This window comes from Bradyrhizobium sp. AUGA SZCCT0105 (assembly GCF_018129565.1).
GTDB lineage: Bacteria > Pseudomonadota > Alphaproteobacteria > Rhizobiales > Xanthobacteraceae > Bradyrhizobium.
Genome location: NZ_JAFCMK010000001.1, coordinates 1,467,090 through 1,489,994, shown reverse-complemented (window position 1 = coordinate 1,489,994; position 22,905 = coordinate 1,467,090). Strand labels below are relative to the sequence as shown.

The following is a 22,905-nucleotide window of genomic DNA, read 5'->3' as shown; positions in this document are numbered from 1 at the left end:
CGCGGAAGGAAATCAGCCCCTGACCGGCAGCGTCACCACATCATATCCATGGCTAATCTTCCGCTTCAGCACCGGGTCTTCCAGCTCGAACTCGAAGCGGCTGGCGGGGCGGATGCCGCCCTTGGCCGCGAAAGTGCCGCCGAACATGGCGCAGCCGTCGGGCAGCGCGCCCTGGTCGAAGCCGCGCGCGATCAGGTCCTTTACCGGCAGCATTTGATCGAGCGTGCCTTCCTGGTAGAGCACGCGCTGGCCGCCGATCACGGCCCAGGACCGCAGGATCAGCTGGTCCCAATGATCGATGACGTCCTCGAGCTCCCACAGTTCGGCCGCGACAGGCTTGTCGCACATCTGCTTCGACACCGTGACGCTGTAGCTCTCGACCTTGCGGTCGGTATGGTCGGAGCCGCAGCCGACGAAGGTGCGGCCCTGCCAGCCGATCAGCACGAACTCGACCTCGCCGCTCGAATCCTCGCCGCAGACCTCGATCGTGTCGGCGAAGGTGAGCCGGCGCGCCGAGCAGCGGTAATAGATCGGCGTCGTCGCGGGACGCGCGATGCCGAGCGCCTCGAGCTCGGCGATATGCTTGTCGCGCGCCACCGGATCGCGGCCGGTCCAGCCGGCGATCACGGCCTGTTTGATTTCGAGCGTGAGCGGCGTCGCGACGCCCTTGTCGTCGACATTGAAGGTGAGATCAAACACGGATGACGGTCTCCATTCCGGCGGCAAGCTCGAAGATGCGGCGATCCGAACCGCCCGCGGCGGCGAGCATCAGGCCGACCGGCGCCTCGCCCTCGCGATGCGCGGGCAGCGAGATGGCGCAGCCATCGAGCACGTTGATCAGCGAGGGGTTGCGCAGCGCGCGCAAATTCTCGGTGGCGAATGCCTTGTCATCGGCAAGGCTCGCAATGGTCGGCGGCAGGTTCGCCGTGGTCGGCAGCACCATCGCGTCATAGGGCGCGATGCGCGCTTCGGTCCGGGCGATGAACGACCGCCGCGCGTTGATGATGTCGATATAGTCGGCGGCAAGAAATCCCTCGCCGCGCTGGATCCGTACCGCGACGCGGGGATCGTAGATGTCGCCCTTGCTGGCCAGCAGGAAGCGGTGCCAGGCATAGCTCTCGGCCGCGGAAAACCCGCCCTTGGTGTTCATCACGCCGACATCGAGCAGCTCGGGCACCTCGATCCGTTCGATCAACGCGCCGGCGCGCGACAACGTCGCCAGCGCGCGCTCGAAGGTCTTTGCAACGGCATCGTCGAGGTCGTCGAGCACGACTGTGGTCGGCACCGCGAGCCGCATGCCCTTGACCGGGCGCGGGACGATCGGCGTCACCGGCTCGTCGGCCAGCACCGCGTCGAGCGCGGCACAGCAGGCGACTGAATTCGCCAGCGGGCCGTAGCTGTCGAGCGTGAACGACAGCGGCACGCCGCCATCGAGCGGAATCCGGCGCTGCGTCGGCTTGTAACCGACGATGCCGTTGAAGGCGGCCGGGATCCGGCAGGAGCCGCCGGTGTCGGTGCCGAGCGCGCCGAATGCCATGCCGTCGGCGATCGAGACCGCCGCGCCCGAGGACGAGCCGCCGGGCACATGGCCGACGCTCCGGTTCCAGGCGCTCTTCGGCGTGCCGTAATGCGGATTGATGCCGATACCGGAATAGGCGAACTCGGTCATGTTGGTGCGGCCGATCACGATGAAGCCGGCGCGCTTGAGCCGCGCCACGGCGGGCGCATCGGCATCCGCTGGCGCGGAATCATCCAGCGCCCGGGAGCCTGCGCGCGTCACCTGCCCCTTGATGTCGAACAGGTCCTTGATCGAGACCGGGATGCCGGCAAAGGGTGACGGCGCCGCATTGGCCTTGCGCAGCCGGTCCATGGCGTCGGCGGCTTCCAGCGCGGCGTCGCGGTCGACATGGATGAAGGCGCGCTGGCCCTCGCCCGCCGGATCGGCGATCCTGGCAATGCATTGCTCGACGAGCTTGCGGGCGGAGGTCGCGCCGCTGGCGAGGTCGGCGGCAAGGGAGGCGAGTGTCGGATTTTTCGGCATGGCTTTCACTTTACGGCTTGCACTTCACGGCTTGCTGGCTTGCAATTCAGAAGGTCTTGCAGCTGATTGTCGCGCGAACCGGCGCCGATTTCCAGACCGGTGCGCCGGCATCACTTCAGCCCGAAATAGGCCCGGTGCAGCTCTTCATTGCCGCTCATCTCGGCAACTGTGCCGGAGAAGCGGATCCGCCCGCCTTCCAGCACGAATACGCGGGTGGCAATCTCAAGGAAACCGATATTTTGCTCGGCGATCAAGAGCGCCAGTCCGCGGCCCTGCAGGCTCGACAAGGCGCGAAGCACCTCCTTGACGAACAGCGGCGACAGCCCGGCCGAAGGCTCGTCCATGACCAGCAGCTTCGGCTCGGCCGACAGCGCCTTGGCGATGCCCAGCATCTTGCGTTGACCGCCGGACAGGCTGGAGGCCGGGTCGCGGCGCTTGTCGCGCAGCACCGGAAACAGGCCGTACAGTTCGTCGACCCGCGCGCCCGGATTGGCATGGCCGAGCGCCTGCGCGCCGACACGGATGTTCTCCTCGATCGACAGATCGGGAAACACCGCGAGCTCCGACATGTAGGTCATGCCGCGCTTCATGCGGTCGGACGATCGCATCCTGGTGATGTCCTCGCCGCCGAGCTTGATGTGGCCGCTGCGGGCTTCGATCAGGCCGACCAGCGACTTCAGGAAGGTGGTCTTGCCGGCACCGTTGGCGCCGAGCAGCAGCACGGTCTCGCCGGGGCGGACGTCGAGATCGACGCCCCACAACACCTGCATGGTGCCGTAGCCGGCATCGACGCCCTTGGCGTCCAGAAGCGACGTTGCATCAGTGAGCATGCTCGCCTCCCAGGAACACCTCGATCACCTGCGGCTCGCGCACCGCGGTCGCGAGCGTACCTTCGAAGATCTCCTTGCCCGCATTGAGCACGATGACGCGGTCGGTGATCTGCTCGATGAAGCCCATCAGATGCTCCACCACGATGATCGCCATGCCGGTCGCGGCCAGCGCCTTGATGCGGCCGGCGATCCAGTCGAGCTCCGCCGGGTTGAGACCGGCGGCGAGCTCGTCGAGCAGCAGCAGCCGCGGCCGCGTGGCGAGCGCGCGGGTGAGATCGAGCATCTTCTGCTGCGCACTGTTGAGATCGGCTGCGGGGCGGTCGGCGACCTCCTTCAGCCTGAAATCCTCGAGCAACTCGGCGATCGACGGCGGCGTACCGGTCGCGCCGCCATAGGCCAGCGCCACCTGGATGTTCTCGCGCACCGTGAGCGACAGGAACGGCTTCGGCACCTGGAAGGTGCGGTTGATGCCACGGTGAACGAGCTTGTGCGAGGCGACGCCGCCGGAGGACGCGCCGTCGAACACGACCTCGCCGCCGTCGGGCGCATAGAGTCCGGAAATCACGTTGATCGCCGTCGTCTTGCCGGAGCCGTTCGGACCGACCAGGCCGAGGATCTCGCCGGGCACCACATGAAAGCTCAGGCCATCGAGCGCGTGGAAGCCGCCGAAGCGCTTGACCAGCTTGGAGACCTTGAGGATGGAGTTTTGCTCAGGGGACATGCCACCCCCTGCGCGTTGCCAGCGACACCAGCCCGGCGGGCAGGAACAGCACCAGTCCCATGATCAGGAGGCCGTAGATCAGCTGGAAATATTGCGGCGTGGTGAAGCCGATCAGATTGTAGATGCCGTAGAGGATCAGCACGCCGACGATCGGTCCGGTGATGGTGGCGACCCCGCCGAACAGCGCGAACACGATCGCGAAGATGCTGAACTCGCCGGAGAACACGTTGTCCGGATAGAACACCGAGACGTACCAGGCGTAGATGCCGCCGGCGAGACCTGCAACCAGCGCCGAGGCGAGCCAGGCAATCACCCGCATCTTGATGATGTTGACGCCGGCCATCGAGGCCGACACCGCATCCTCGCGCACGGCCTGCAGTGCCAGGCCGAATGGCGAGTTCTTGAGATAGATCACCGCGCCGACCGTCAGCGCCATGACGACGACGGCTGCATAATAGGCATGGGTCGGGTTGAACGTGCCGGTTAGCGACACGCCGTACGGGCCCTTGGTGATCCCCTCCAGCGCCGGGTTGGCGACGAAGTGCAGCACCGCAAGCGAGGCCGCGAGGTTGGCGATCGCAAAATACGCGCCCGACAGCCGTAGCAGCGGCGTCAGCAACAGGCCGAGCGCAACCGCGACGACGCCGCCGACCAGCACGGCCAATGGCGCCGGCGTCTGCAGATGCATCACCATGATGGCAAAGCCATAGGCGCCGGCCCCGAAGAAGCCGACATAGCCGAACGGCAGATAGCCGGTGAATCCATAGATGATGTTCACGCCCTGCGCGAGGATCAGGAAGATCACGAAGTTGAACAGCAGCAGATGGTTTTGATAGACGCCGGGCAGCAGTGCGAACACCACCACCAGCGGCGCCAGGATGAACAGCAGGTGCTTCGAGGCGTTATGCAACGCGCACCCGCCTTCCGAGCAGACCGCTCGGGCGCAACAACAGGATCACGATCAACAATACATAGGGCAAGAGGTCGGCCCAGGAACTGAGATAAGTCTGCACCAGCATGTAGCAGAGGCCGTAGACGACGCCGCCGAGCGCGGTGCCCAGCGGGTTGCCGAGCGAGCCAAGCACGACGATCGCAAACGACGTCACCGTGGCATCGGCGCCGAACGCCGGCGTCACCGAGCCGAACATGAAGGGCGCGAACACGCCGGCAACCGCCGCGATGCCGAGCCCGATGCCGAATGCGGCAGCCGAGACGCGATCGACATCGATGCCGGTCGCCAAGGCCTCGTCGCGGCGTGACATCACGGCACGGGTCAGGGTGCCGAGCCGCGTGTGGTAGAGATAGAGATAGACCAGCGCGATCGCGACAAGGCTTGTGCAGGCCGCGATCACCCAGGGCGCGGGAAATCCCTGGCCGAAGATCTGGATCGGCCCTGCCCCGCCGGCCTTGCCGCCGAACCACTTGACCTTGATCGTCGTGAACACGGTGCCAAGCAGCCGGCTCTGGATCGAGCGCTCGCTGGTGCCGGCGAAGATCGTGGTGACGGCTTCGATCACCTGCGACAGGCCGAAGAACAGGATGATCGACAGCATTTCCGGGTTGGCCGAGCCCTGCAGCCGCGGCACCAGCACCCAGTAAAGCAGCACGCCCGCGAGCACGAAGACCATGAAGGCCAGCGGCACCGCGAACAGCGGGTCGATGCCGGCAATGCCGACCACGCCGAGCGCGATGAAGGCGCCGAGCATCAGAATGTCGCCATGCGCAAGATTGACGATGCGCATGACGCCGAACACGAGATTGAGACCGATGCCGACCAGGCTGAAATACAGCCCGAATAGCACGCCGGCAACGAGCGCATAGGTCATGCTACCGCTCGCCGCCGAAGGTTACGCCTGCCGCACTCACCTGCATCACGGCGCCGGATAGATCGGCTTGCCGGTGGCGGTCTCATGCGGATAGATCGAGACGAACTTGATGTGATCGTGCTCGTCGACCGTGAGCTGGCCGAGCGGCGTCAATTCGCCGATCTGGCCGCCGGTCTCATCCAGCGCGAAGGTGCCGTCCAGCGTCTTGAGCTGGCCGCTGAGCGAGAACACCGCGCGGCGCAGCTCCATCTGGTCGAGACTGGTCGCAACCGACAGCGTCTTCTCGATCACCAGCGCGGTGGTGTAGCCCGCCACCGCGTTGAAGCCGAACTCCATCTTGCCGTCGTTGTACTTCTTCAGCCAGGCGGCGCGGAAGTCCTTCATGGTCATCCCGAAATTGACGGGATAGTCCAGCTCGGACGGCGGCACATAGGTCCAGACGTGCTCGAGGCCCTTGGCGCCCACGTTCTTCTCCAGCAGCTCGGTCTCGAGACCGGCATAGATCGCGAACAGCATCTTGAACTTGGTGCCGACGTCCTGGACGTTGCGCAGGAAGGCGATGTCGTTCGGCGCATAGCCGAAATGGATCACCGCATCGGGATTGGTGTTGCTGATATTGTTGATGATGACGTTGTAATTGGTGGTCTCGGTCGGAACGCCCTGGTCGTAGACGATCTCGATCGGCGCGCCGGACTCCTTGACGAACTTGCGGAACGCGTTGGCCTGGGTGCCCGTGAACTCGTTGGTCGCGTAGAGGATGGCGATCTTCTTGATGCCGAGGCCAGGGCCGTCATGACTGATGAAGTCAGCCACCGGCTTCGGCCAGACCGTCGACACCGGATCGGCCATCAGCGCGATGTAGGGATTGTCCTTGGAGAAGAAGCTCGCGCCGGTGCCGGTCTGGTCGAACAGGAACATCTTGTGGTCGCGCGCGATCGCAACCGCCGGCGCCGTCAGCACCGATCCGGAATCGGCGACCAGCAGGTCGACCTTATCCTGGGTGACGAGCTGGTTATAAAGCGTCGAGGCGGTCGCGGTGTTGCTCTGGTCGTCATAGGAGACGAGCTTGATCGGGATCTTCTTGTCGAACGCCTTCACGAATACGCCACCCTCGGCGTTCTTCTGCTCGACCCACAATTTGAGCGAGCTGTAGACCGGCATCGAGATCGAGGCATAGCGCCCCGAGGAAGCGTAGAGCGTGCCGATCTTGATCTCCGACGGTGCGTCGGCGGCCATCGCCTGCGTGGCAAATGCGAGGCTGGCAGCGAGTGCCGCACCGATGATCCTCAGCATGATATTCTTCCTCCCGGGTATCTTGGACGTCTCGTGGACCGGTCTTCGACGTATCTTGGACCGCGGCCCTTCTACGCGCCGGACCGGGGCGACACAAGCATCGCGGCCTTAGCAATTGTGCGAGGGGCGGAATATGCGGCATGCGCGGGACACAGGCCGCTGCGCGGGGCGCGGATGGACCGTTGACGGCCGTTGGTCCAATGGCGCATCAAGACTGTAACGATTTCGGGAGGAGACATCAGACATGGCCGAGCCCGCGCGCGCGAAACCAAAACCGACGCCTGAGACCCAGCATTTCTGGGATGGCACCAAGGCCGGCGAACTGCGCCTGCAGCGCTGTGACGCCTGCGCCAATGTCTACTTTCCGCCGCGACCGTTCTGCCCCTCCTGCGCCTCGCGCAAGGTCTCCGTCTTCAAGGCCACCGGTAAGGGCAAGCTCTACAGCTACGTCATCAACCATCGTCCCGCCGCGCCCGGGTTCACGCCGCCTTATGCGATCGCCATCGTCGAGCTCGACGAAGGTCCGCGCATGATGAGCAACATCATCGATTGTCCGCAGACGCCGGAAGCGCTCGAGCTCGACATGCCGCTCGAGGTCGCCTTCGAGGCACTCGACGACAAGATCACCCTTCCCCTGTTCCGCCCGGCAAAGGGGTAATGTGATGCGCAGGAACCAGGTTGCCGTCGTCGGTGCGGCCGAAACCACCGAACTCGGCGTCATCCCGAACATGTCGCAGATCCAGCTGCACGCGGACGCGGCGCTGAACGCGATCGCGGATGCCGGCCTGAAACTGTCCGACATCGACGGCTTCGCCACCGCGGTCGAGACCCCGCAGCAGATGGCGCACTATCTCGGCATCACGCCGACCTGGGTCGATGGCACCTCAGTCGGCGGCTGCTCCTTCATGCTGCATGTCCGCCACGCAGCTGCGGCGATCGAGGCCGGCCTCTGCAAGACCGTGCTGATCACCCATGCCGAGAGCGGCAAGTCGATGATCGGCAAGCAGCCGCGCTTCACCGCACCCGACAGCCTCAACGGCCAGTTCGAGTCGCCGTTCGGCGTCTACGGGCCGCCGAGCATGTTCCCGATTCCGGTGCTGCGCTTCATGAAGACGCACGGCATCACGCATGAGCAGCTCGCGATGGTCGCCGTCGTGCAGCGCGAATGGGCGGCGAAGAACCCGCGCGCAACCATGAAGGACCCGATCACGGTCGCCGACGTCTTGAACTCGCGGATGATCGCCTATCCGTTCCGGCTCTTGCAATGCTGCCTCGTCACTGACGGCGGCGGCGCGCTGATCCTCACCTCGGCCGATCGCGCCAGGGATTTCCCGCAAAAGCCGGTCTACATCCTCGGCACCGGCGAGAGCGTGGAAACGCCGATGGTCAGCCAGATGAAGACATTTGACTCATCGCGCGCCTTCAAGGTGGCGGGCCCGCTCGCCTTCAAGGAAGCCGGCATCGCCCACAAGGACGTCGACCACCTGATGATCTACGACGCCTTCGCGCATTTGCCGCTCTACGGCCTCGGCGACCTCGGCTTCATGCCGCATGAGGAAACCGGCAAGTTCATCGCCGACGGCAACACCCGCCCCGGCGGCAAGCTGCCGCTCAACACAAACGGTGGCGGGCTGAGCTACATGCACTCCGGGATGTACGGCATGTACGCACTGCAGGAGAGCGTGCGGCAGATGCGCGGCATCGCGCCGGCGCAGGTGCCGAACGCGAAGATCTCGGTCTGCCACGGCGTCGGCGGCATGTTCGCCGCGTCAGGCACGATCATCTTTACGAACGAACGATAGCAATGGCCCGCGCGAGCGCAGCGCCCAATCTGTCATTGCCGGGCTTGACCCGGCAATCCATCTCCTTCTGAGGAAGGATGGATGCGCGGGCCAAGCCCGCGCATGACGAGTGGGTTCTGCATCGGCCTGCGGACACACAGAACCAAGGAGAACCCACATGGCAAAATCACTGCAGGATAAAGTCATCATCGTCACCGGCGCGGGCCGCGGCATCGGCCGCGAGATTGCGCTGCTCTGCGCGGCGGAAGGCGCCAAGGTCGTGGTCAACGATCCCGGCGGCGCCGCCGACGGTGGCGGCTCGAGCGCGGCGCCCGCCGAGGAAGTCGTCGAGGAGATCAAGAAGCGCGGCGGTACCGCCGTCGCCAATTTCGAGTCGGTGGCGGAAGCGATCCCGGCCAGCAAGATCGTGAAGACCGCGACCGATCATTTCGGCCGGCTCGACGGCGTCGTCAACAATGCCGGCATCCTGCGCGACATGATCTTCCACAAGATGAGCGTGGAAGCCTTCGAGGCCGTCATCAAGGTGCATCTGATGGGCTCGTTCTATGTCAGCCACGCCGCGGCGCGCATCTACCGCGAGCAGGAGTCAGGCTCGTTCGTGCACTTCACCTCGACCTCCGGCCTGATCGGCAATTACGGCCAGGCCAACTACGCCGCGGCCAAGCTCGGCATCGTCGGCCTGTCGAAATCGATCGCGCTCGACATGGGCCGCTTCAACGTGCGCTCGAACTGCGTGTCGCCGTTCGCCTGGACCCGCATGATCGGCACCATCCCGACCGAGACCGACGCCGAGAAGGCGCGCGTCGAGAAGATCAAGCAGATGGGCCCGGAGAAGATCGCGCCGGTCTGCGCCTATCTGCTCTCGGACGCCGCCAAGGATGTCACCGGGCAGATCTTCGGCGTGCGCATGAACGAGATCTTCCTGTTCGGCCAGCATCGTCCGGTGCGCTCGGTTCATCGCGGCGAAGGCTGGACGCCCGAGACCATTGCCGAACACGGCATGCCGGCGCTGAAGGGATCGTTCGCCAAGCTCGACCGCTCGGCCGACGTCTTCACCTGGGATCCGATCTGAATTTGGGATCCGATCTGACAGTTTTATGAAAAAGTCGCCTCGGCGAACGCCGTGCGCAATCGCGCACGAGGCCGGGGCGACACACTCTTTGGTTGTTTCTTCACAGCGCGCCCGCATTGTGCCCAAATTGCGGGCGCATGATCGTCCTCCCGATAACAAAAAAGCCTGGGAGGACTTTCGTGACAAATCCAAGCAACACAGCGAAACACGAGAGCGACGGCGCGAAGGCGTTCGACCGTCGAACCATCTTGCGCGGCGCAACGGCGCTTGCTGCAACTGCGATGGCTGCATCCGATGCTGCAGCGCGCGACTTCGGCCGCAATGCGGAGCCGCAGCGTTATCCCGACCCTGACATCGTAGTGATCGACGACAAGCGCTTCAAGGCCAAGGTCGGCAACACCGCGATCAAGCGGCTGTACACCGGCTGCCTCTGGGCGGAAGGCCCGGCCTGGAACGCGCAGGGCCAGTACCTGGTGTGGAGCGATATCCCGGCCAACCGGCAGTTGCGCTATCTGGACGATGACGGCCATATCTCCGAGCAGTTCCACAAGCCGTCGAACGAGGCCAACGGCTCGACCTTCGATTTCGAGGGCCGCCAGATCACGGCCGAGCGCACGCGGCTGGTGCGCTACGAGCACGATGGAACCGTCACGTCGTTGGCCGAGCAGGCCAATGGCAAGCAGCTCAACGGCCCGAACGACATGGTCGTGCATCCCAACGACAAGTCGATCTGGTTCACCGATCCCGGCTACGGCGCGATCTCGATCTACGAGGGCCAGCGCGCCAACACCGGCTCGAACCAGCCCTACCAGAAAGAGGCCGTCTACCGCATCGATGCTGTAACCGGGCAGATCACCAAGGTTGCCGACGAACCGTTCAAGCCGAACGGCATCGCCTTCAGCCACGACTACAAGAAGGTCTATGTCTGCGACACCGGCATCACGCATTATCCGAACGCCAAGAACATCGTCTGGCAGTACGACCTCAACGGCGACAAGCTGTCCAACCCGCGCACGCTGATCGACATGACGCTGGACGGAAAGTCAGGCTTCCCGGACGGCATGCGTGTCGACATCGATGGCAACATCTGGGTCGGCGCCGGCTGGGTCGGACCGGGCTATGACGGCGTGCAGGTGTTCGCACCCGACGGCCAGCGGATCGGCCAGATTCTGCTGCCGGAGACCTGCGCCAACCTCACCTTCGGCGGCAAGAAGCGCAACCGCCTGTTCATGACCGCAAGCCAGTCATTGTATGCGGTGTATGTGGAGACAAGAGGCGCGCATAACTGCTGACGCAAATGCGCTGTCGTCCCAGCGAAAGCAGGGACCCATAACCACCAGCGCCGATTGTTTGAAAAGCTGGGGCTCCAGCTTCTCGTCACACGACCAGTCGTGGTTATGGGTCCCGGCCCCCGTGCGCAATCGCGCACTAGGCCGGGACGACGCTGGGGCTAGCCGCTGTTCCGCAAGCCAGCCGAGATCCCGTTGATCGTGATCTGAATCCCGCGCAGCACCTGCTCGTCTGGATTCTGCGCGCGGTGTTCCTTGAGCAGCTCCACCTGCACGTGGTTGAGCGGGTCGAGATAGGGGAAGCGGTTGCGGATGCCGCGCTCCAGCAGCGGGTTGCCCTGCAACAGCCGGTCGTGGCCCATGATGTCGAGCAGCGTCTCGATTGAAAGATGCCACTCGCGGCGGATCTGGCCAAAGATCTTCTCGCGCAGCGCGACGTCGGGCACAAGTTCCGCATAGCGCGAGGCGATCGCAATCGAGCTCTTCGCCAGCACCATGTCCATGTTGGAGAGCAGCGTGCGGAAGAACGGCCATTCCCTGTAGAGCTCCTGCAGGAACGGCATGCCCTGCTCCGGGTGCTCGGCAATCCATGTCTCGACCGCGCTGCCGAAGCCGTACCAGCCCGGCAGCATCAGCCGGCATTGCGCCCAGGAGAACACCCAGGGAATCGCCCGCAGGTCCTCGATCTCGCGGGTCTTCTTGCGCGAAGCCGGACGGCTGCCGATGTTCAAGGTCGCGATCTCGTTGATGACGGTCGAGCCCCAGAAATAGTCGGCGAAGCCTTCGGTCTCGTAGACGAGACCCCGATAGGCCTTGAACGCGAGCGCGGAAATCTCCTCCATCGCCTTGAGATATTCGGGGCGTGGCGCGCTCTGCCGCGGCTGCAGCAGGCTGGTTTCCAGCGTCGCTGCGGCCAGGATCTCCAGGTTGCTGCGGCCTACCTCGGCATTGGAATATTTCGAGGAGATGATCTCGCCCTGCTCGGTGATGCGGATCTGGCCGTTCACCGCGCCGCCGGGCTGCGCGATGATCGCATCATAGCTCGGACCGCCGCCGCGGCCGACCGAGCCGCCGCGGCCATGGAACAGGCGCAGCCGCACGCCGTGGCGTTCGAACACCTCGACGAGGCCGATCTCGGCCTTGTAGAGCTCCCAGCCCGAGGTGACGAAGCCGCCATCCTTGTTGCTGTCGGAATAGCCGAGCATCACCTCCTGCACGCTGCCCAGACTATCGACCAGCTTGCGATAGTCGTGCAGCACCAGCATGCGGTCCATGATACCGCTCGAGGCCTGCAGGTCCTCGATGGTCTCGAACAGCGGCACGATGTTGATGGCGCTGCGGCCGGACGGATTGACCAGCCCAACCTCCTTCAGCAGCACCGCGACCTCAAGCATGTCCGACATGCCCTTGCACATCGAGATGATGCACTGGGGGATCACTTCGGGACCGAACCTGGCGTGGGCCTCGGCCGCGGCGCGGAACACGGCGAGCTCGCCCCGGGTCTCCTCGGAATATTTGACGAAGGGCGACGCCAGCGGCCGCGCGTTGCGCAATTCGCCGAGCAGCAGGTTGACGCGTGCATCCTCGCCGAGCGCAAAGTAGGACATGCCGGGATTTGCGGTATCGAGCAGCTCGGCGATGGTGCGTTCGTGCACTGCAGAGTTCTGGCGGATGTCGAGCCGCGCCAGATGGAAGCCGAAGCAATCCACCGCCCGCCGCAACTGCCGCAGCCGGCCGCGCGCGATCACGCCGGAATTGTTGGCGATCAGCGATCGATTGAGCACGTCGAGATCGGCCTGGAACTCATTCACGCTCGCATAGGGTTCGGCCTTGCCAACCGGCGGCCGCGTGGTCTCGACCTCGAGCCGCATGGCGGTGGCTGCGAGCCGCGCATAAATACCGGATACCGCCAGACGATACGGCTCGCCGCTCCGATGCGGCGAGGTGTCCGGCGAACGCTCGGCAAGGATCCGCAATTCGTCCGAGATATCGGCGAGATGTGCCGCGAGCGACAGCTCGGCGCCGAGCGTATGCAGCTGTTCGAGATAGAAGCTGAGCACCCGGCTCGACTGCAGCCGCAGCGTGCCGCGCATCACCTCGGCGGTGACGAACGGATTGCCGTCGCGGTCGCCGCCGATCCAGCTTCCCATCCGGAGGAACGAGGCGAGTTCGCCCGCCTCGCCGCCCTCGTTGTTCAGGCGGTCCTCCAGCGCGCAATGCACGCGCGGGACTTCCTGCAGGAAGGTGTAATCGTAGAACGACAGGCCGTTGGCGACCTCGTCGAGCACGGTGAGCTTGGTCCGGCGCAGCAGGTTGGTCTGCCACAGCGTCACGACCGCGCGGCGCAGCTGCTCGTCGCTGGCCTCGCTCTCCTCCGGCGTCATCTGCAGCCGCTCGCGGCGGTCGAGCAGCTCCGCGATCTCCATCTCGCGGTCCATCGTGCTCTTGCGGCGGACCTCGGTCGGATGCGCCGTCAGGACCGGGCTGACCAGCGCGCCTTTGAAAAAGCTGCGCAGGTCGGCCGGGCTGATGCCAGCCTGGCGGGCATGGATCAGCGTCTGCTCCAGCGTGCTCGGCCGCGGCGCCCCGCTGGGGCCGCGGCTGCGCATCTGGCGGATGTTGTTCTGGTCCTCGGCGATGTTGGCGAGGTGGGAGAAGTAGCTGAAGGCGCGGACGATCTGCAGCGTCTCGGCGATCGACATGCCGTCGAGGATGCCTTCCAGCTCCCGCCGCGCCAGCTTGTCCTCGTCGCGATGGAACCGGACCGAGGTCTGGCGGATGCGCTCGACCAGGTCGAACACGTCGGCCCCTTCCTGGTCGCGCACGGTGTCGCCCAGCACGCGCCCCAGGAGCCGGATGTCGTTCCGGAGCCGTGCATCCTCCTCTTGTGCCGCCTTCTCAAGGAGACTGGCTTCTGCGGCACTCCTGGCACCGAGGTCGGTGTCGGAAGGCATGGTCTGGGGTGACATGGCGGGCTACTCCAGAGGCTGCCGGGTTCCTCCGGAGTGTGCGCTTTTTTTGCCGCAGCGCAAGATGAACTTGGAAGCGCTGCACACACGGCCGTCGTCCCTGCGAAAGCAGGGACCCAAAACCACAGTCGGCTGTGGTTGGCCGGCTGGGGCCACAGCGTTGCGCAACATTGCCACTCGTGGCTTGGGTCCTGGCCCCGCGCGCAATCGCGCGCTAGGCCGGGACGATGGCGAGTTTGCGGCCCTAGATCCTAGATCCTCCGCCCGGCCCGCTCCCAATACGGATCGCGGAGCTGGCGCTTGAATATCTTTCCGGAATCCTCCCGCGGCAAATTGGTCTGGATCTCGATGTACTTGGGCACCTTGTAGTCGGCCAGCGCGGTCTTGAGCTGGGCGCGGACGGAGGCGATGTCGAGCGTGACGCCGGGCTGCGGCTCGACCACCGCCATCAGCGCCTCGCCAAACTCGGCGTCGGGAATGCCGAACACCGCGCAGTCGTGCACGCCGGGCACCGCATGCAACACGGCCTCGATCTCGGCCGGGTAGATGTTGACGCCGCCCGAGATCACCATGTCGCGCTTGCGGTCGCAGATGAAGACGTAGCCGTCCGCGTCGATATAGCCGACGTCGCCCGAGGTGATGAATCCCTGCCGGTCGATCTCGGCGCGCTTCTCCGACTTGTTGTGATAGGTGAAATCGGGATTGCCCGCGATCCGCGAGTAGATCTCGCCGATCTGGCCCTGCGGCACCTCCTTGCCGTCGTCGCCGATGAAGCGCAGTTCGGCGCCGGGCGAGATCTTTCCGACCGTGCCGGGCTTCTTCAGCGCGTCCTCGGAAGTGGCGAACGTCACGGCGCCTGACTCGGTCGATCCGTAGAATTCGTAGATCACCGGCCCCCACCATTCGATCATGGCGCGCTTGACGTCGGGCGGACAGGGCGCGGCGGCATGGATGATGTGGCGCAGCGACGACATGTCGTACTTCCGGCGCACCTCCTCCGGCAGCTTCATCAGGCGGATGAACATCGTCGGCACCATGAAGATGGTGTCGATCTTCTCGCGCTCGATCAGGTGCAGAAATTCCTCCGCATCGAAACGCGGCATCAGCACCAGCGCGCCGCCCAGCTTGCCGGAACGCAGCCCGAACGAATTCGGCGCCGAATGGTAGAGCGGTCCCGGCAGGATCGCGCGCGCCCCCGGCCTCAGGCCATAGATCATCCCGCGCATCGCTTCCGCATTGGCGGTCTGCTCCGGCGTCGGCGCGAAGCGGCGCACACCCTTCGGATGGCCCGTCGTGCCCGAGGTGTAGATCATGTTCTGCGGCTGCGGCACCACAGGGCCGTCATAGCGCGGGAATTGCGCGAGCCACGATTCGAAATCGATCGCGAAGTCGGGCGTCGCGAGATGATCGGGATTGATCTTGTAGTTGGCGAGGATTTCCGGCGGCGTCGGCACGCTGAGCACGGTGACATCGGCAGGGATCGCGCCGCGCAGCGGGTGCAACATGTCGGCATGGCCAATCAGGACGCGCGTGCCGGAATCCGTCAGCACGTAGTTGATCTCCTCCGGCTTGAAATGCCAGTTGACCGGAACGCCATAGGCGCCGAGCCGCATCGCCGCATAGGCCGCCTCGATGAAGGCGATGTCGTTGCGCATCAGCATGCAGACGCTGTCGCCCGGCTTGACGCCGAGCTTGTTCAGGCCGCTGGCAATGCGCTCGGTGCGCTCGGCGACCGCAGCGTGATCGCGCCGGCGACCGCCGCTGATAATGCCGAGGAAGGGTTGGGACGTTTCCATTTTGTCTTGATCCGATCTCTCGTCGGGTTACGTGGTCATTCCGGGATGGTCCGAAGGACCAGACCCGGAATCTCGAGATTCCCTGGTGCGCAATTGCGCACCATGGTTCGATGCTACGCATCGCCCCGGAATGACGCGGCGGTCGCTACCGAACATCCGCAAACCTTGGCGCCCGCTTCTCCAGATTGGCGCGCACGGATTCGGTCTGGTTCGGGCTGCCGAGCAACTTCTGCTGCTCGACGGACTCCGCAAGCAGCGCGGCGGCCGGATCGACCGACAGATTGTTCAGCATCCGCTTGGCGGCACGGATCGCATTCGGGCTCTTGCCGGCGATCTCGCGCGCGACTTCGAGCGCGGCGGCACGCGGGTCGTCACAGACGCGGGTGGCGAGGCCGTAAGCCTGGGCTTCCTGCGCCGAGAAGATCCGGCCGGTATAGGTGAGCTCGCGCAGGATATCGTCGCGCACGAGGCTCGCGAGGATCGGCGTGCCCGCCATGTCGGGGACGAGGCCCCATTTGATCTCCATGATCGACATCCGCGCGTCCTGAGAGAGGAAGCGCATGTCGGCGCCGAGCGCGAGCTGGAAGCCGCCGCCGAACGCGACGCCATGGACCGCGGCGATCACGGGCACCGGAAGCTGGCGCCAGCCCCAGACCGCCTGCTGCGCGAAATTGGCCTTGCCGTGGGTGCGAATGGTGAGGTCGCGGTTCTCGCCGCCCGGCACCCCGTTACCGCCATCCTTCATGGCGGCGAACCGGCCCATGTCGAGACCGGCGCAGAAGGCCCGGCCCTCGCCGGACAGCACGACCACCCGGACGCCCTTTTCCTTGGAAAGCCGGTCGGTTGCGGCGACCAATGCCTCGAACATCGCGGCATCGAGCGCGTTCATCTTGTCCGGCCGCACCAGGCGGACATCGGCGATACCGTCTGAAATCGATATCGAAACGCGATCTTCCATCATTCCCTCCGCTTTGTCCTTGAGTTGGCGCTTTACACAAAGGCCGTTGTCCGCTTTTAGTCAATCGACCAATTAACTGACAACCCCCGTGGAGGAAACGATGTTCTCTGACCAGCTTCTTGCCGGGCGGCGCATACTGGTAACCGGTGGTGGCACCGGCCTTGGCAAGGCCATGGCCACGCGGTTCCTGCAGCTCGGAGCCGAGGTGCATATCTGCGGCCGCCGCAAGAGCGTCTGCGACGAGACCGCCACCGAATTGATGGCCGAGCATGGCGGACGCGTGGTCAGCCACGGCGTCGATATCCGCAATGCGATGGCGGTCGACGAGATGATCGAGGCGATCTGGACCACCAGCGGTCCCCTCACCGATCTCATCAACAACGCCGCCGGCAATTTCATCTCGCGCTCGGAAGAGCTCTCCGCGCGCGGGTTCGATGCAGTGGCCAACATCGTGATGCACGGCACCTTCTATGTGACGCATGCGGTGGGCCGGCGCTGGATCGCCGGCGGCCATCGCGGCAACGTGGTGTCGATCACCGTGACCTGGGTGCGCAACGGCTCGCCCTATGTGGTGCCGTCGGCGATGAGCAAGTCGGCGATCCACGCCATGACGATGTCGCTCGCGATCGAATGGGGCCGCCACGGCATCCGCCTCAACACCATCGCCCCGGGCGAGATTCCGACCGAGGGCATGAGCAAGCGCATCAAGCCCGGCGACGAGGCCGGCGCGCGGACCAAGGCGATGAACCCGATGGGCCGGGTCGGCACCATGGAGGAGTTGCAGAACCTCGCGGTATTCCTGATCTCCGGCGGCTGCGACTGGATCAATGGCGAGACCATCGCCATGGACGGCGCGCAGGCGCTCGCGATGGGCGGCAATTTCTATCAGCTGCGCGACTGGAGCGACGACGACTGGACCAAGGCGCGCGACTCGATCAAGGCGCAGAACGAGAAGGATCGTGCAGCGCGGGGTTGAAGCCCGCGCTTGCGCCTCAACCACCACTGTCGTCCCGGCGAAGGCCTGGACCCATAACCACCGCTCTCTGCGGCGGCGCACGCTGTGGCCCCAGCGTCGCGCCAAACCAACATTTGTGGCAATGGGTCCCGGCCTCCGCCGGGACGACGATGTTGAAACATCGCGGCCACTTCCCCCGTATTGTCTTTGCTGCCGGATGCCGCCACACTCCGCGCAACCAAAACAAGACGTCACGGGGGAAACATGTCCGACGCGCCGAAACTGAGCAACCTCGCCGACATGGTGCGCGACCGCGCCAACAGCCGCGGCGATGCGCTGGCCTATGAGTTCGAGGGCCGGCAAACCAGCTTCGCCGAATTCGACGTCAAAACCAACCGCGTCGCCAATGCGCTGATCGCGATGGGCATCAAGAAGGGCGAGCGGATCGCCTATCTCGGCAAGAACAGCGACTTCTATTTTGAATTGCTGATGGGCGCGATGAAGGCCGGCGTGGTGATGGCGCCGGTGAACTGGCGCCTCGCAGGCCCCGAGGTCGCCTTCATCGTCGACGACTGCAGGGCGCCAGTGCTGTTCGTCGGCCCCGAATTCATCACGCAGGCGCGCAACATCAGGGACAAGCTGCCGAGCGTCCGCACCGTCATCACGACCGAGGGCGGGGCACCCGAATGGCCCGACTATCTCGCCTGGCGCGACGCGCAGAGCGGCGACGACCCGCGGGTTGCGATCGAGCCGAAGGACATCGCGATCCAGCTCTACACCTCGGGCACCACGGGCAAGCCGAAGGGCGCGATGCTGTCGCACGCCAACTTCCTCAATCTGGTGCAGAGCGGCAACGAAGCCGAGAAGCCGGAATGGAACCGGTGGACCACCGACGACGTCTCGCTGGTCGCGATGCCGATCTTCCACATCGGCGGCTCGGGTTGGGGCGTCATGGGGCTCTATCACGGCGCCCGCGGCGTCATTGCCCGCGAGTTCGATCCGACCAAGGTGCTCGACTTCTTCGAGCAGTCCGGCATCACCAAGCTGTTCATGGTCCCGGCGGCGATGCAGTTCGTGGTGCGGCAGCCGCGCGCGCGGCAGGTCGACTTCTCGCGCCTGAAATACATGCTGTACGGCGCCTCCCCGATCCCGGCGGCGCTGCTGAAGGAGTGCATCGAGGTCTTCAAATGCGGCTTCGTGCAGATGTACGGCATGACCGAGACCACCGGCACCATCGTCGCGCTGCCGCCGGAGGATCACATCGAGGGGCTCGACCGGATGCGTTCCGCCGGCAAGGCGCTGCCCGGCATCGAGCTTGCGATCCTCGATCCGGACGGCAAGCCGCTGCCGCCGGGCGAGGTCGGCGAGATCGCCACCCGCTCCGGCTCCAACATGGCCGGCTACTGGAATCTGCCCGAGGCCACCGCGCGCACCATCGATAGCGACGGCTGGCTGCGCACCGGCGATGCCGGCTACATGGACAGCGACGGCTATCTCTACATCCACGACCGCATCAAGGACATGATCATCTCCGGCGGCGAGAACATCTATCCGGCCGAAGTCGAGAGCGCGCTGTGCGACCACCCCGACGTGGCGGAAGCCGCCGTGATCGGCATCCCCGACGACAAATGGGGCGAGGCGGTGAAGGCCGTGGTGGTGATGAAGCCGGGCAAGAGCGCGACGGCGACCGACATCATCAACTTCACCCGCGAGCGGATCGCGGGCTACAAGACGCCGAAATCTGTCGACTTCATCCCGGCGCTGCCGCGCAACCCGTCGGGCAAGATTTTGCGGCGGAATTTGCGCGATCCGTACTGGGTGGGGAAGGACCGGCAGGTGAACTAACCTCCCCTGTCGTCCCGGCCCAGCGAAGCGCGAGCCGGGACCAATAACCACCGTTGCTCATTGTCTAGCGACGCTGGGGCCACATCTCGTTCAACCAATAGCCGACTGTGGTTATGGGTCCCTGCTTTCGCAGGGACGACGATGGTGAGAGAAGCGTCCATCAAGTCTTCTTCATCCTCTCCCGCAAGATCCGCCAGCGCTCCTGCGCCTCTTTCGGCCAGACCTCTCGCCGATCGTAATACTCCGCGAACACCTTGGCGCCGGGCGGGAACGTCACCCAAGGCTGCTTCGACGACGTGAAGATGTGGACATCAGGCGGGCACTGGCTCGGATCATCCATCGTGCCGACGCGAACGAAGCGCACCGCCGGTCCCGCGCCCGGATAGTTGCTCCACACCGCGACCTTGCAGCGCGGGCAGCGGGCGATCTTCTGCCCCTTGCCGCTCGCCGATGGCGTGTCGACGATTTCGGGCTCGGCCGCGATGTGCTCGACCCGCTCGGCCTCGTACATCGCGTTGAGCGCATGCACGGTGCCGGTCTCGCGCTGGCACCAGGTGCAGTGGCAGGCGTGCACGATCATCGGCCTGCCGGTCAGGCGGTAGCGGACGTTCCTGCAGGTGCATCCGCCTTCCATGTCGTGCCCCTCCTCGGTTGAGGCCTCAGTGCTTGCCGGCGCCCATGTAGCCGAACAGGAAGCCTGCAACCTTGCGCTTCTGGATTTCCTCGCTGCCCTCGGTGATGCGGTAGCGGCGGTGGTGGCGGTAGATGTGCTCGAACGGCTTGTGGCGCGAATAACCCATGCCGCCATGCACCTGCATCGCGCGGTCGGCGGCCTCGCAGCACAGCCGGTTTGCCCAGAAGTTGCACATCGAGACCCGGTCCGACAGCGTGTGCTCGACCTGCGCCTGGGTCAGCTGATCCATCTCCCACGCGGTCTTGCGGATCAACAGCCGCAGCATCTCGGCCTGGGTCGCAAGCTCGACCAGCGGCCACTGGATCGCCTGGTTCTCCGCCAGCGCCTTGCCGAACGGCTTGCGCTCGCGGGCATACTTGACGCTCTCATTGATGCAATAGACGGCGGCGCCGAGCGAGCTTGCCGCCTGGCGGATCCGGTTCTCGTGCACGAAGCATTGCGCCAGCGACAGGCCACGGCCGACCTCGCCGAACTGCGCATCCTCAGGCACGAACACGTCGGTGAAGCTGACCCGCGGGTGATCGGTCGGCATGTTGAAGGTCCACATGTACTCCTCGACCTTCACGCCCGGCGATTTCGCCGGCACCAGGAAGCAGCTGATGCCGCGAGCGTCGCCGTCATTGCCGGAGGTGCGGGCAAACAGCGCGCAATGCGTCGCCACATGCATGCCTGTGGTCCACATCTTCTCGCCGTTGATGATCCAGCCCTTGACGTTGTCGCGGGTCGCCTGCACCGCCCTGGTCTCCATATGCGTGGCGTCGGAGCCGTGCTCGGGCTCGGTCAGGCCGAACGTGATGCGGTACTTGCCGGTGATCGAGCCGTCGATCATCGCCTTCTGCTCGTCGGTTCCATAGCGATCGAGCATGGTGACCAGCGGAAGATTACCGACGATCGAATGCTCGTTCTGCAGATCGTTGTGCAGGCCGAGCCCCTTCGAGGCAAAATGCTCGCGGATCACAGCCATCCAGAGATTGGAGCCGTCCTTGCCGCCATAGCGCTTCGGGATCGCGAAGCGCAGATGACCCGCGGCGTCGGCCAAGTTCTTGACCTTGCGCAGCAAGAGCTCCCATTCACGGCGCGGCAGGCCGCCCTTGTCGAAATCGGTGCGCGCCCATTCGCGGCGATGATCGAAGAAGCGGATGTTGTCGTCAGCCGCTTCCAGCGGCTTGATCTCGCGTTCGATGAAGCGATCGAGCTCGGCGAGATAGGCTGTCAGGTCAGCCGGCAGATTGAAATCCAAGGCGGTCACTCCCGAAGATATTGTTGATTCTGGTTTTGCGTTTAGGCGCTATCGCGCAGCCGCGTTCGGATCGATTAAGGTGAGAAGCACGCGGCCAAGTCAAGCAGGCCGATGAGGCTTGCGCGCGCGGTCGCATTGCGTAATTGGATGGCGCGGAACGAGGTGCAGGCGGTAGGATAGTGGCCATATTCTTCGCCGCAGAAAATCGACGGGAGCAAACATGGATCTGAAATTCTCCAAGGTGACGCGCAAGGGTCCCATCACCATCGTGACGCTGTCGCGGCCCGAGGTTTACAACGCGCTGCATATCGACGCGCATTTCGAGCTCAACAAGGTGTTCGACGACTTCTCCGCCGATCCCGAGCAGTGGGTCGCGATCGTCACCGGTGCCGGCGACAAGGCGTTCTGCGCCGGCAACGACCTGAAATGGCAGGCCGCCGGCGGCAAGCGCGGCTGGGACAAGGGCGGCTTCGCCGGGCTGACCAGCCGCTTCGACTGCGACAAGCCGATCATCGCCGCCGTCAATGGCGTCGCAATGGGTGGCGGGTTCGAGATCGCGCTGGCCTGCGACCTGATCATTGCCTCGGAGAACGCGACCTTCGCTTTGCCCGAGCCGCGGGTCGGCCTTGCGGCACTCGCTGGCGGAGTCCACCGCTTGCCGCGCCAGATCGGTCTGAAGCGCGCCATGGGCATGATCCTGACCGCGCGCCATGTCAGTGCCAAGGAAGGCCTCGAGCTCGGCTTCGTCAATGAGGTGGTGCCGCAGGGCGAAGCACTGGCCGCCGCCGAGCGCTGGGCCGAGACCATCGCCAAGAACTCGCCGATGTCGATCCGTGCCTCCAAGCAGGCGATCCAGAAGGGCCTCGAAGTCTCGCTGGAGCAGGCGCTGGCCGAGCAGCGCGAGTATCCGGCGGTGAAGGCGATGGCCGCCTCGCAGGATTACATCGAGGGCCCGAAGGCGTTCTCGGAGAAGCGCCCGCCGAAATGGCTGGGACGGTAGCAACAACCTTCCTCCACCCGTCATTCCGGGGCGATGCGTAGCATCGAGCCCGGAATCCATAACCACGATCGTGAGTATGGATTCCGGGCTCGCCGCTTTGCGGCGCCCCGGAATGACGGCTTGTAGGATGGATAGAGCGAAGCGAAACCCATCGACGCTTGCGCCGTTTGTGATGGGTTTCGCTTCGCCCTACCCATCCTACGTATTCCCCAACTCCCTCTTGTAGGACGCGTAGTTCGGCTGATCGACGGCGAGCTTGTCCATCGTGGTCTGCCAGAGATGCTCCGACAACCCCGGCGTTGTCAGGTCGAGCCCGCCGCTTGCGATCTTCTCCGACAGCGCGCGGTTCAGCTCCATCAGCGTGCCGTCCGTGTCGAGCAGCGCCTTCAGCCGCGCGGCCTCGGTCGCATCGCTGGCCTCGGCAAGCGCGAGCTGCCGCGTCACCAGATCGAGCGCGTTGATGCCGACGCGCAGCTTGAAGCTATTGTGCCCCTTGATCGCGGGTGCGATCTCGTTGCGCAGGAAATCGGCGACGGCCTTGATCAGTTCGGTGGGTGTCGGTTCGTCCTGCATC

Annotated in this window: 20 protein-coding genes; 7 read left to right on the top strand and 13 right to left on the bottom strand. The window is 64.9% G+C overall.

The window, feature by feature from the left end; all coding sequences use genetic code 11:
• Positions 1-12: 12 nt before the first annotated feature.
• The 7 genes from JQ573_RS06775 to JQ573_RS06745 form a co-directional block, all read right to left on the bottom strand.
• Positions 13-699 carry a DUF2848 domain-containing protein gene (locus tag JQ573_RS06775; protein ID WP_212311147.1) on the bottom strand — a complete coding sequence of 229 codons (687 nt, stop codon included), beginning with the start codon at positions 697-699 and terminating at the stop codon, positions 13-15.
• Complete coding sequence (locus JQ573_RS06770; RefSeq protein WP_212311148.1) at positions 692-2,041, bottom strand: amidase; 1,350 nt, start codon at positions 2,039-2,041, stop codon at positions 692-694. Before JQ573_RS06770 ends, JQ573_RS06775 begins: the two co-directional genes overlap by 8 nt.
• 110 nt (positions 2,042-2,151) lie before the next feature.
• Complete coding sequence (locus tag JQ573_RS06765; RefSeq protein WP_212311149.1) at positions 2,152-2,871, bottom strand: ABC transporter ATP-binding protein; 720 nt, start codon at positions 2,869-2,871, stop codon at positions 2,152-2,154.
• The gene (locus JQ573_RS06760) at positions 2,861-3,592 is read right to left on the bottom strand and encodes an ABC transporter ATP-binding protein (RefSeq protein ID WP_038379455.1); all 732 of its coding nucleotides are present in this window, start codon (positions 3,590-3,592) and stop codon (positions 2,861-2,863) included. The genes JQ573_RS06765 and JQ573_RS06760 overlap by 11 nt, the downstream gene beginning before the upstream one ends.
• A complete protein-coding gene (locus JQ573_RS06755; protein ID WP_212311150.1) occupies positions 3,582-4,502 on the bottom strand; it encodes a branched-chain amino acid ABC transporter permease in 921 nt (306 codons plus the stop codon). The genes JQ573_RS06760 and JQ573_RS06755 overlap by 11 nt, the downstream gene beginning before the upstream one ends.
• Positions 4,495-5,418: a branched-chain amino acid ABC transporter permease gene (locus JQ573_RS06750; RefSeq protein ID WP_092125078.1), complete on the bottom strand. Its 924-nt coding sequence runs from the start codon at positions 5,416-5,418 to the stop codon at positions 4,495-4,497. The genes JQ573_RS06755 and JQ573_RS06750 overlap by 8 nt, the downstream gene beginning before the upstream one ends.
• A gap of 45 nt (positions 5,419-5,463) precedes the next feature.
• Positions 5,464-6,711, bottom strand: coding sequence for an amino acid ABC transporter substrate-binding protein (locus JQ573_RS06745; RefSeq protein ID WP_092125077.1), 1,248 nt, complete (start codon positions 6,709-6,711; stop codon positions 5,464-5,466).
• Between the two features lie 244 nt (positions 6,712-6,955).
• On the opposite strand from JQ573_RS06745, the gene JQ573_RS06740 reads away from it, so the two are divergent.
• From JQ573_RS06740 to JQ573_RS06725, 4 genes are all read left to right on the top strand, one after another.
• Positions 6,956-7,369, top strand: a complete 414-nt coding sequence (locus JQ573_RS06740) for a Zn-ribbon domain-containing OB-fold protein (protein WP_024579400.1) — start codon at positions 6,956-6,958, stop codon at positions 7,367-7,369.
• Positions 7,370-7,373: 4 nt separating this feature from the next.
• Positions 7,374-8,513, top strand: a complete 1,140-nt coding sequence (locus JQ573_RS06735; RefSeq protein ID WP_212311151.1) for a thiolase C-terminal domain-containing protein — start codon at positions 7,374-7,376, stop codon at positions 8,511-8,513.
• Between the two features lie 157 nt (positions 8,514-8,670).
• Positions 8,671-9,585, top strand: a complete 915-nt coding sequence (locus JQ573_RS06730; protein WP_028338734.1) for an SDR family oxidoreductase — start codon at positions 8,671-8,673, stop codon at positions 9,583-9,585.
• Positions 9,586-9,764: 179 nt separating this feature from the next.
• Positions 9,765-10,877 (top strand): SMP-30/gluconolactonase/LRE family protein, encoded by a 1,113-nt coding sequence (locus tag JQ573_RS06725; protein WP_212311152.1) that lies wholly within the window; start codon positions 9,765-9,767, stop codon positions 10,875-10,877.
• 158 nt (positions 10,878-11,035) lie between these two features.
• Here the strand turns inward: JQ573_RS06725 and ppc are convergent, their stop codons facing one another.
• The 3 genes from ppc to JQ573_RS06710 all read right to left on the bottom strand — a co-directional run bounded on the left by ppc (position 11,036) and on the right by JQ573_RS06710 (position 16,597).
• Positions 11,036-13,843 carry a phosphoenolpyruvate carboxylase gene (gene ppc / locus JQ573_RS06720; RefSeq protein WP_212311153.1) on the bottom strand — a complete coding sequence of 936 codons (2,808 nt, stop codon included), beginning with the start codon at positions 13,841-13,843 and terminating at the stop codon, positions 11,036-11,038.
• Positions 13,844-14,094: 251 nt separating this feature from the next.
• Positions 14,095-15,639 carry an acyl-CoA synthetase gene (locus JQ573_RS06715; protein ID WP_212311154.1) on the bottom strand — a complete coding sequence of 515 codons (1,545 nt, stop codon included), beginning with the start codon at positions 15,637-15,639 and terminating at the stop codon, positions 14,095-14,097.
• Positions 15,640-15,784: 145 nt separating this feature from the next.
• Entirely contained in the window at positions 15,785-16,597 is an 813-nt protein-coding gene (locus JQ573_RS06710) for a crotonase/enoyl-CoA hydratase family protein (protein ID WP_212311155.1), read from the bottom strand.
• Between the two features lie 100 nt (positions 16,598-16,697).
• Here JQ573_RS06710 and JQ573_RS06705 point away from each other — a divergent pair, with 100 nt between their 5' ends.
• Both JQ573_RS06705 and JQ573_RS06700 read left to right on the top strand, forming a co-directional pair.
• Positions 16,698-17,573 (top strand): SDR family oxidoreductase, encoded by an 876-nt coding sequence (locus JQ573_RS06705; protein WP_076863067.1) that lies wholly within the window; start codon positions 16,698-16,700, stop codon positions 17,571-17,573.
• A gap of 243 nt (positions 17,574-17,816) precedes the next feature.
• A complete protein-coding gene (locus JQ573_RS06700) occupies positions 17,817-19,397 on the top strand; it encodes a fatty acid--CoA ligase (protein WP_212311156.1) in 1,581 nt (526 codons plus the stop codon).
• A 160-nt stretch (positions 19,398-19,557) separates the two neighbouring features.
• On the opposite strand, the gene JQ573_RS06695 is transcribed toward JQ573_RS06700, so the two are convergent.
• Together JQ573_RS06695 and JQ573_RS06690 are read right to left on the bottom strand one after the other, a co-directional pair.
• On the bottom strand, positions 19,558-20,031 hold the full coding sequence (locus JQ573_RS06695) for a GFA family protein (RefSeq protein ID WP_212311157.1): 474 nt from the start codon (positions 20,029-20,031) through the stop codon (positions 19,558-19,560).
• A 25-nt stretch (positions 20,032-20,056) separates the two neighbouring features.
• Positions 20,057-21,331, bottom strand: a complete 1,275-nt coding sequence (locus JQ573_RS06690; protein ID WP_212311158.1) for an acyl-CoA dehydrogenase family protein — start codon at positions 21,329-21,331, stop codon at positions 20,057-20,059.
• A 220-nt stretch (positions 21,332-21,551) separates the two neighbouring features.
• Here JQ573_RS06690 and JQ573_RS06685 point away from each other — a divergent pair, with 220 nt between their 5' ends.
• Positions 21,552-22,331, top strand: a complete 780-nt coding sequence (locus JQ573_RS06685) for an enoyl-CoA hydratase-related protein (protein WP_097670526.1) — start codon at positions 21,552-21,554, stop codon at positions 22,329-22,331.
• Between the two features lie 198 nt (positions 22,332-22,529).
• On the opposite strand, the gene JQ573_RS06680 is transcribed toward JQ573_RS06685, so the two are convergent.
• Complete coding sequence (locus JQ573_RS06680) at positions 22,530-22,904, bottom strand: DUF6285 domain-containing protein (RefSeq protein WP_212311159.1); 375 nt, start codon at positions 22,902-22,904, stop codon at positions 22,530-22,532.
• Position 22,905 lies beyond the last annotated feature (1 nt).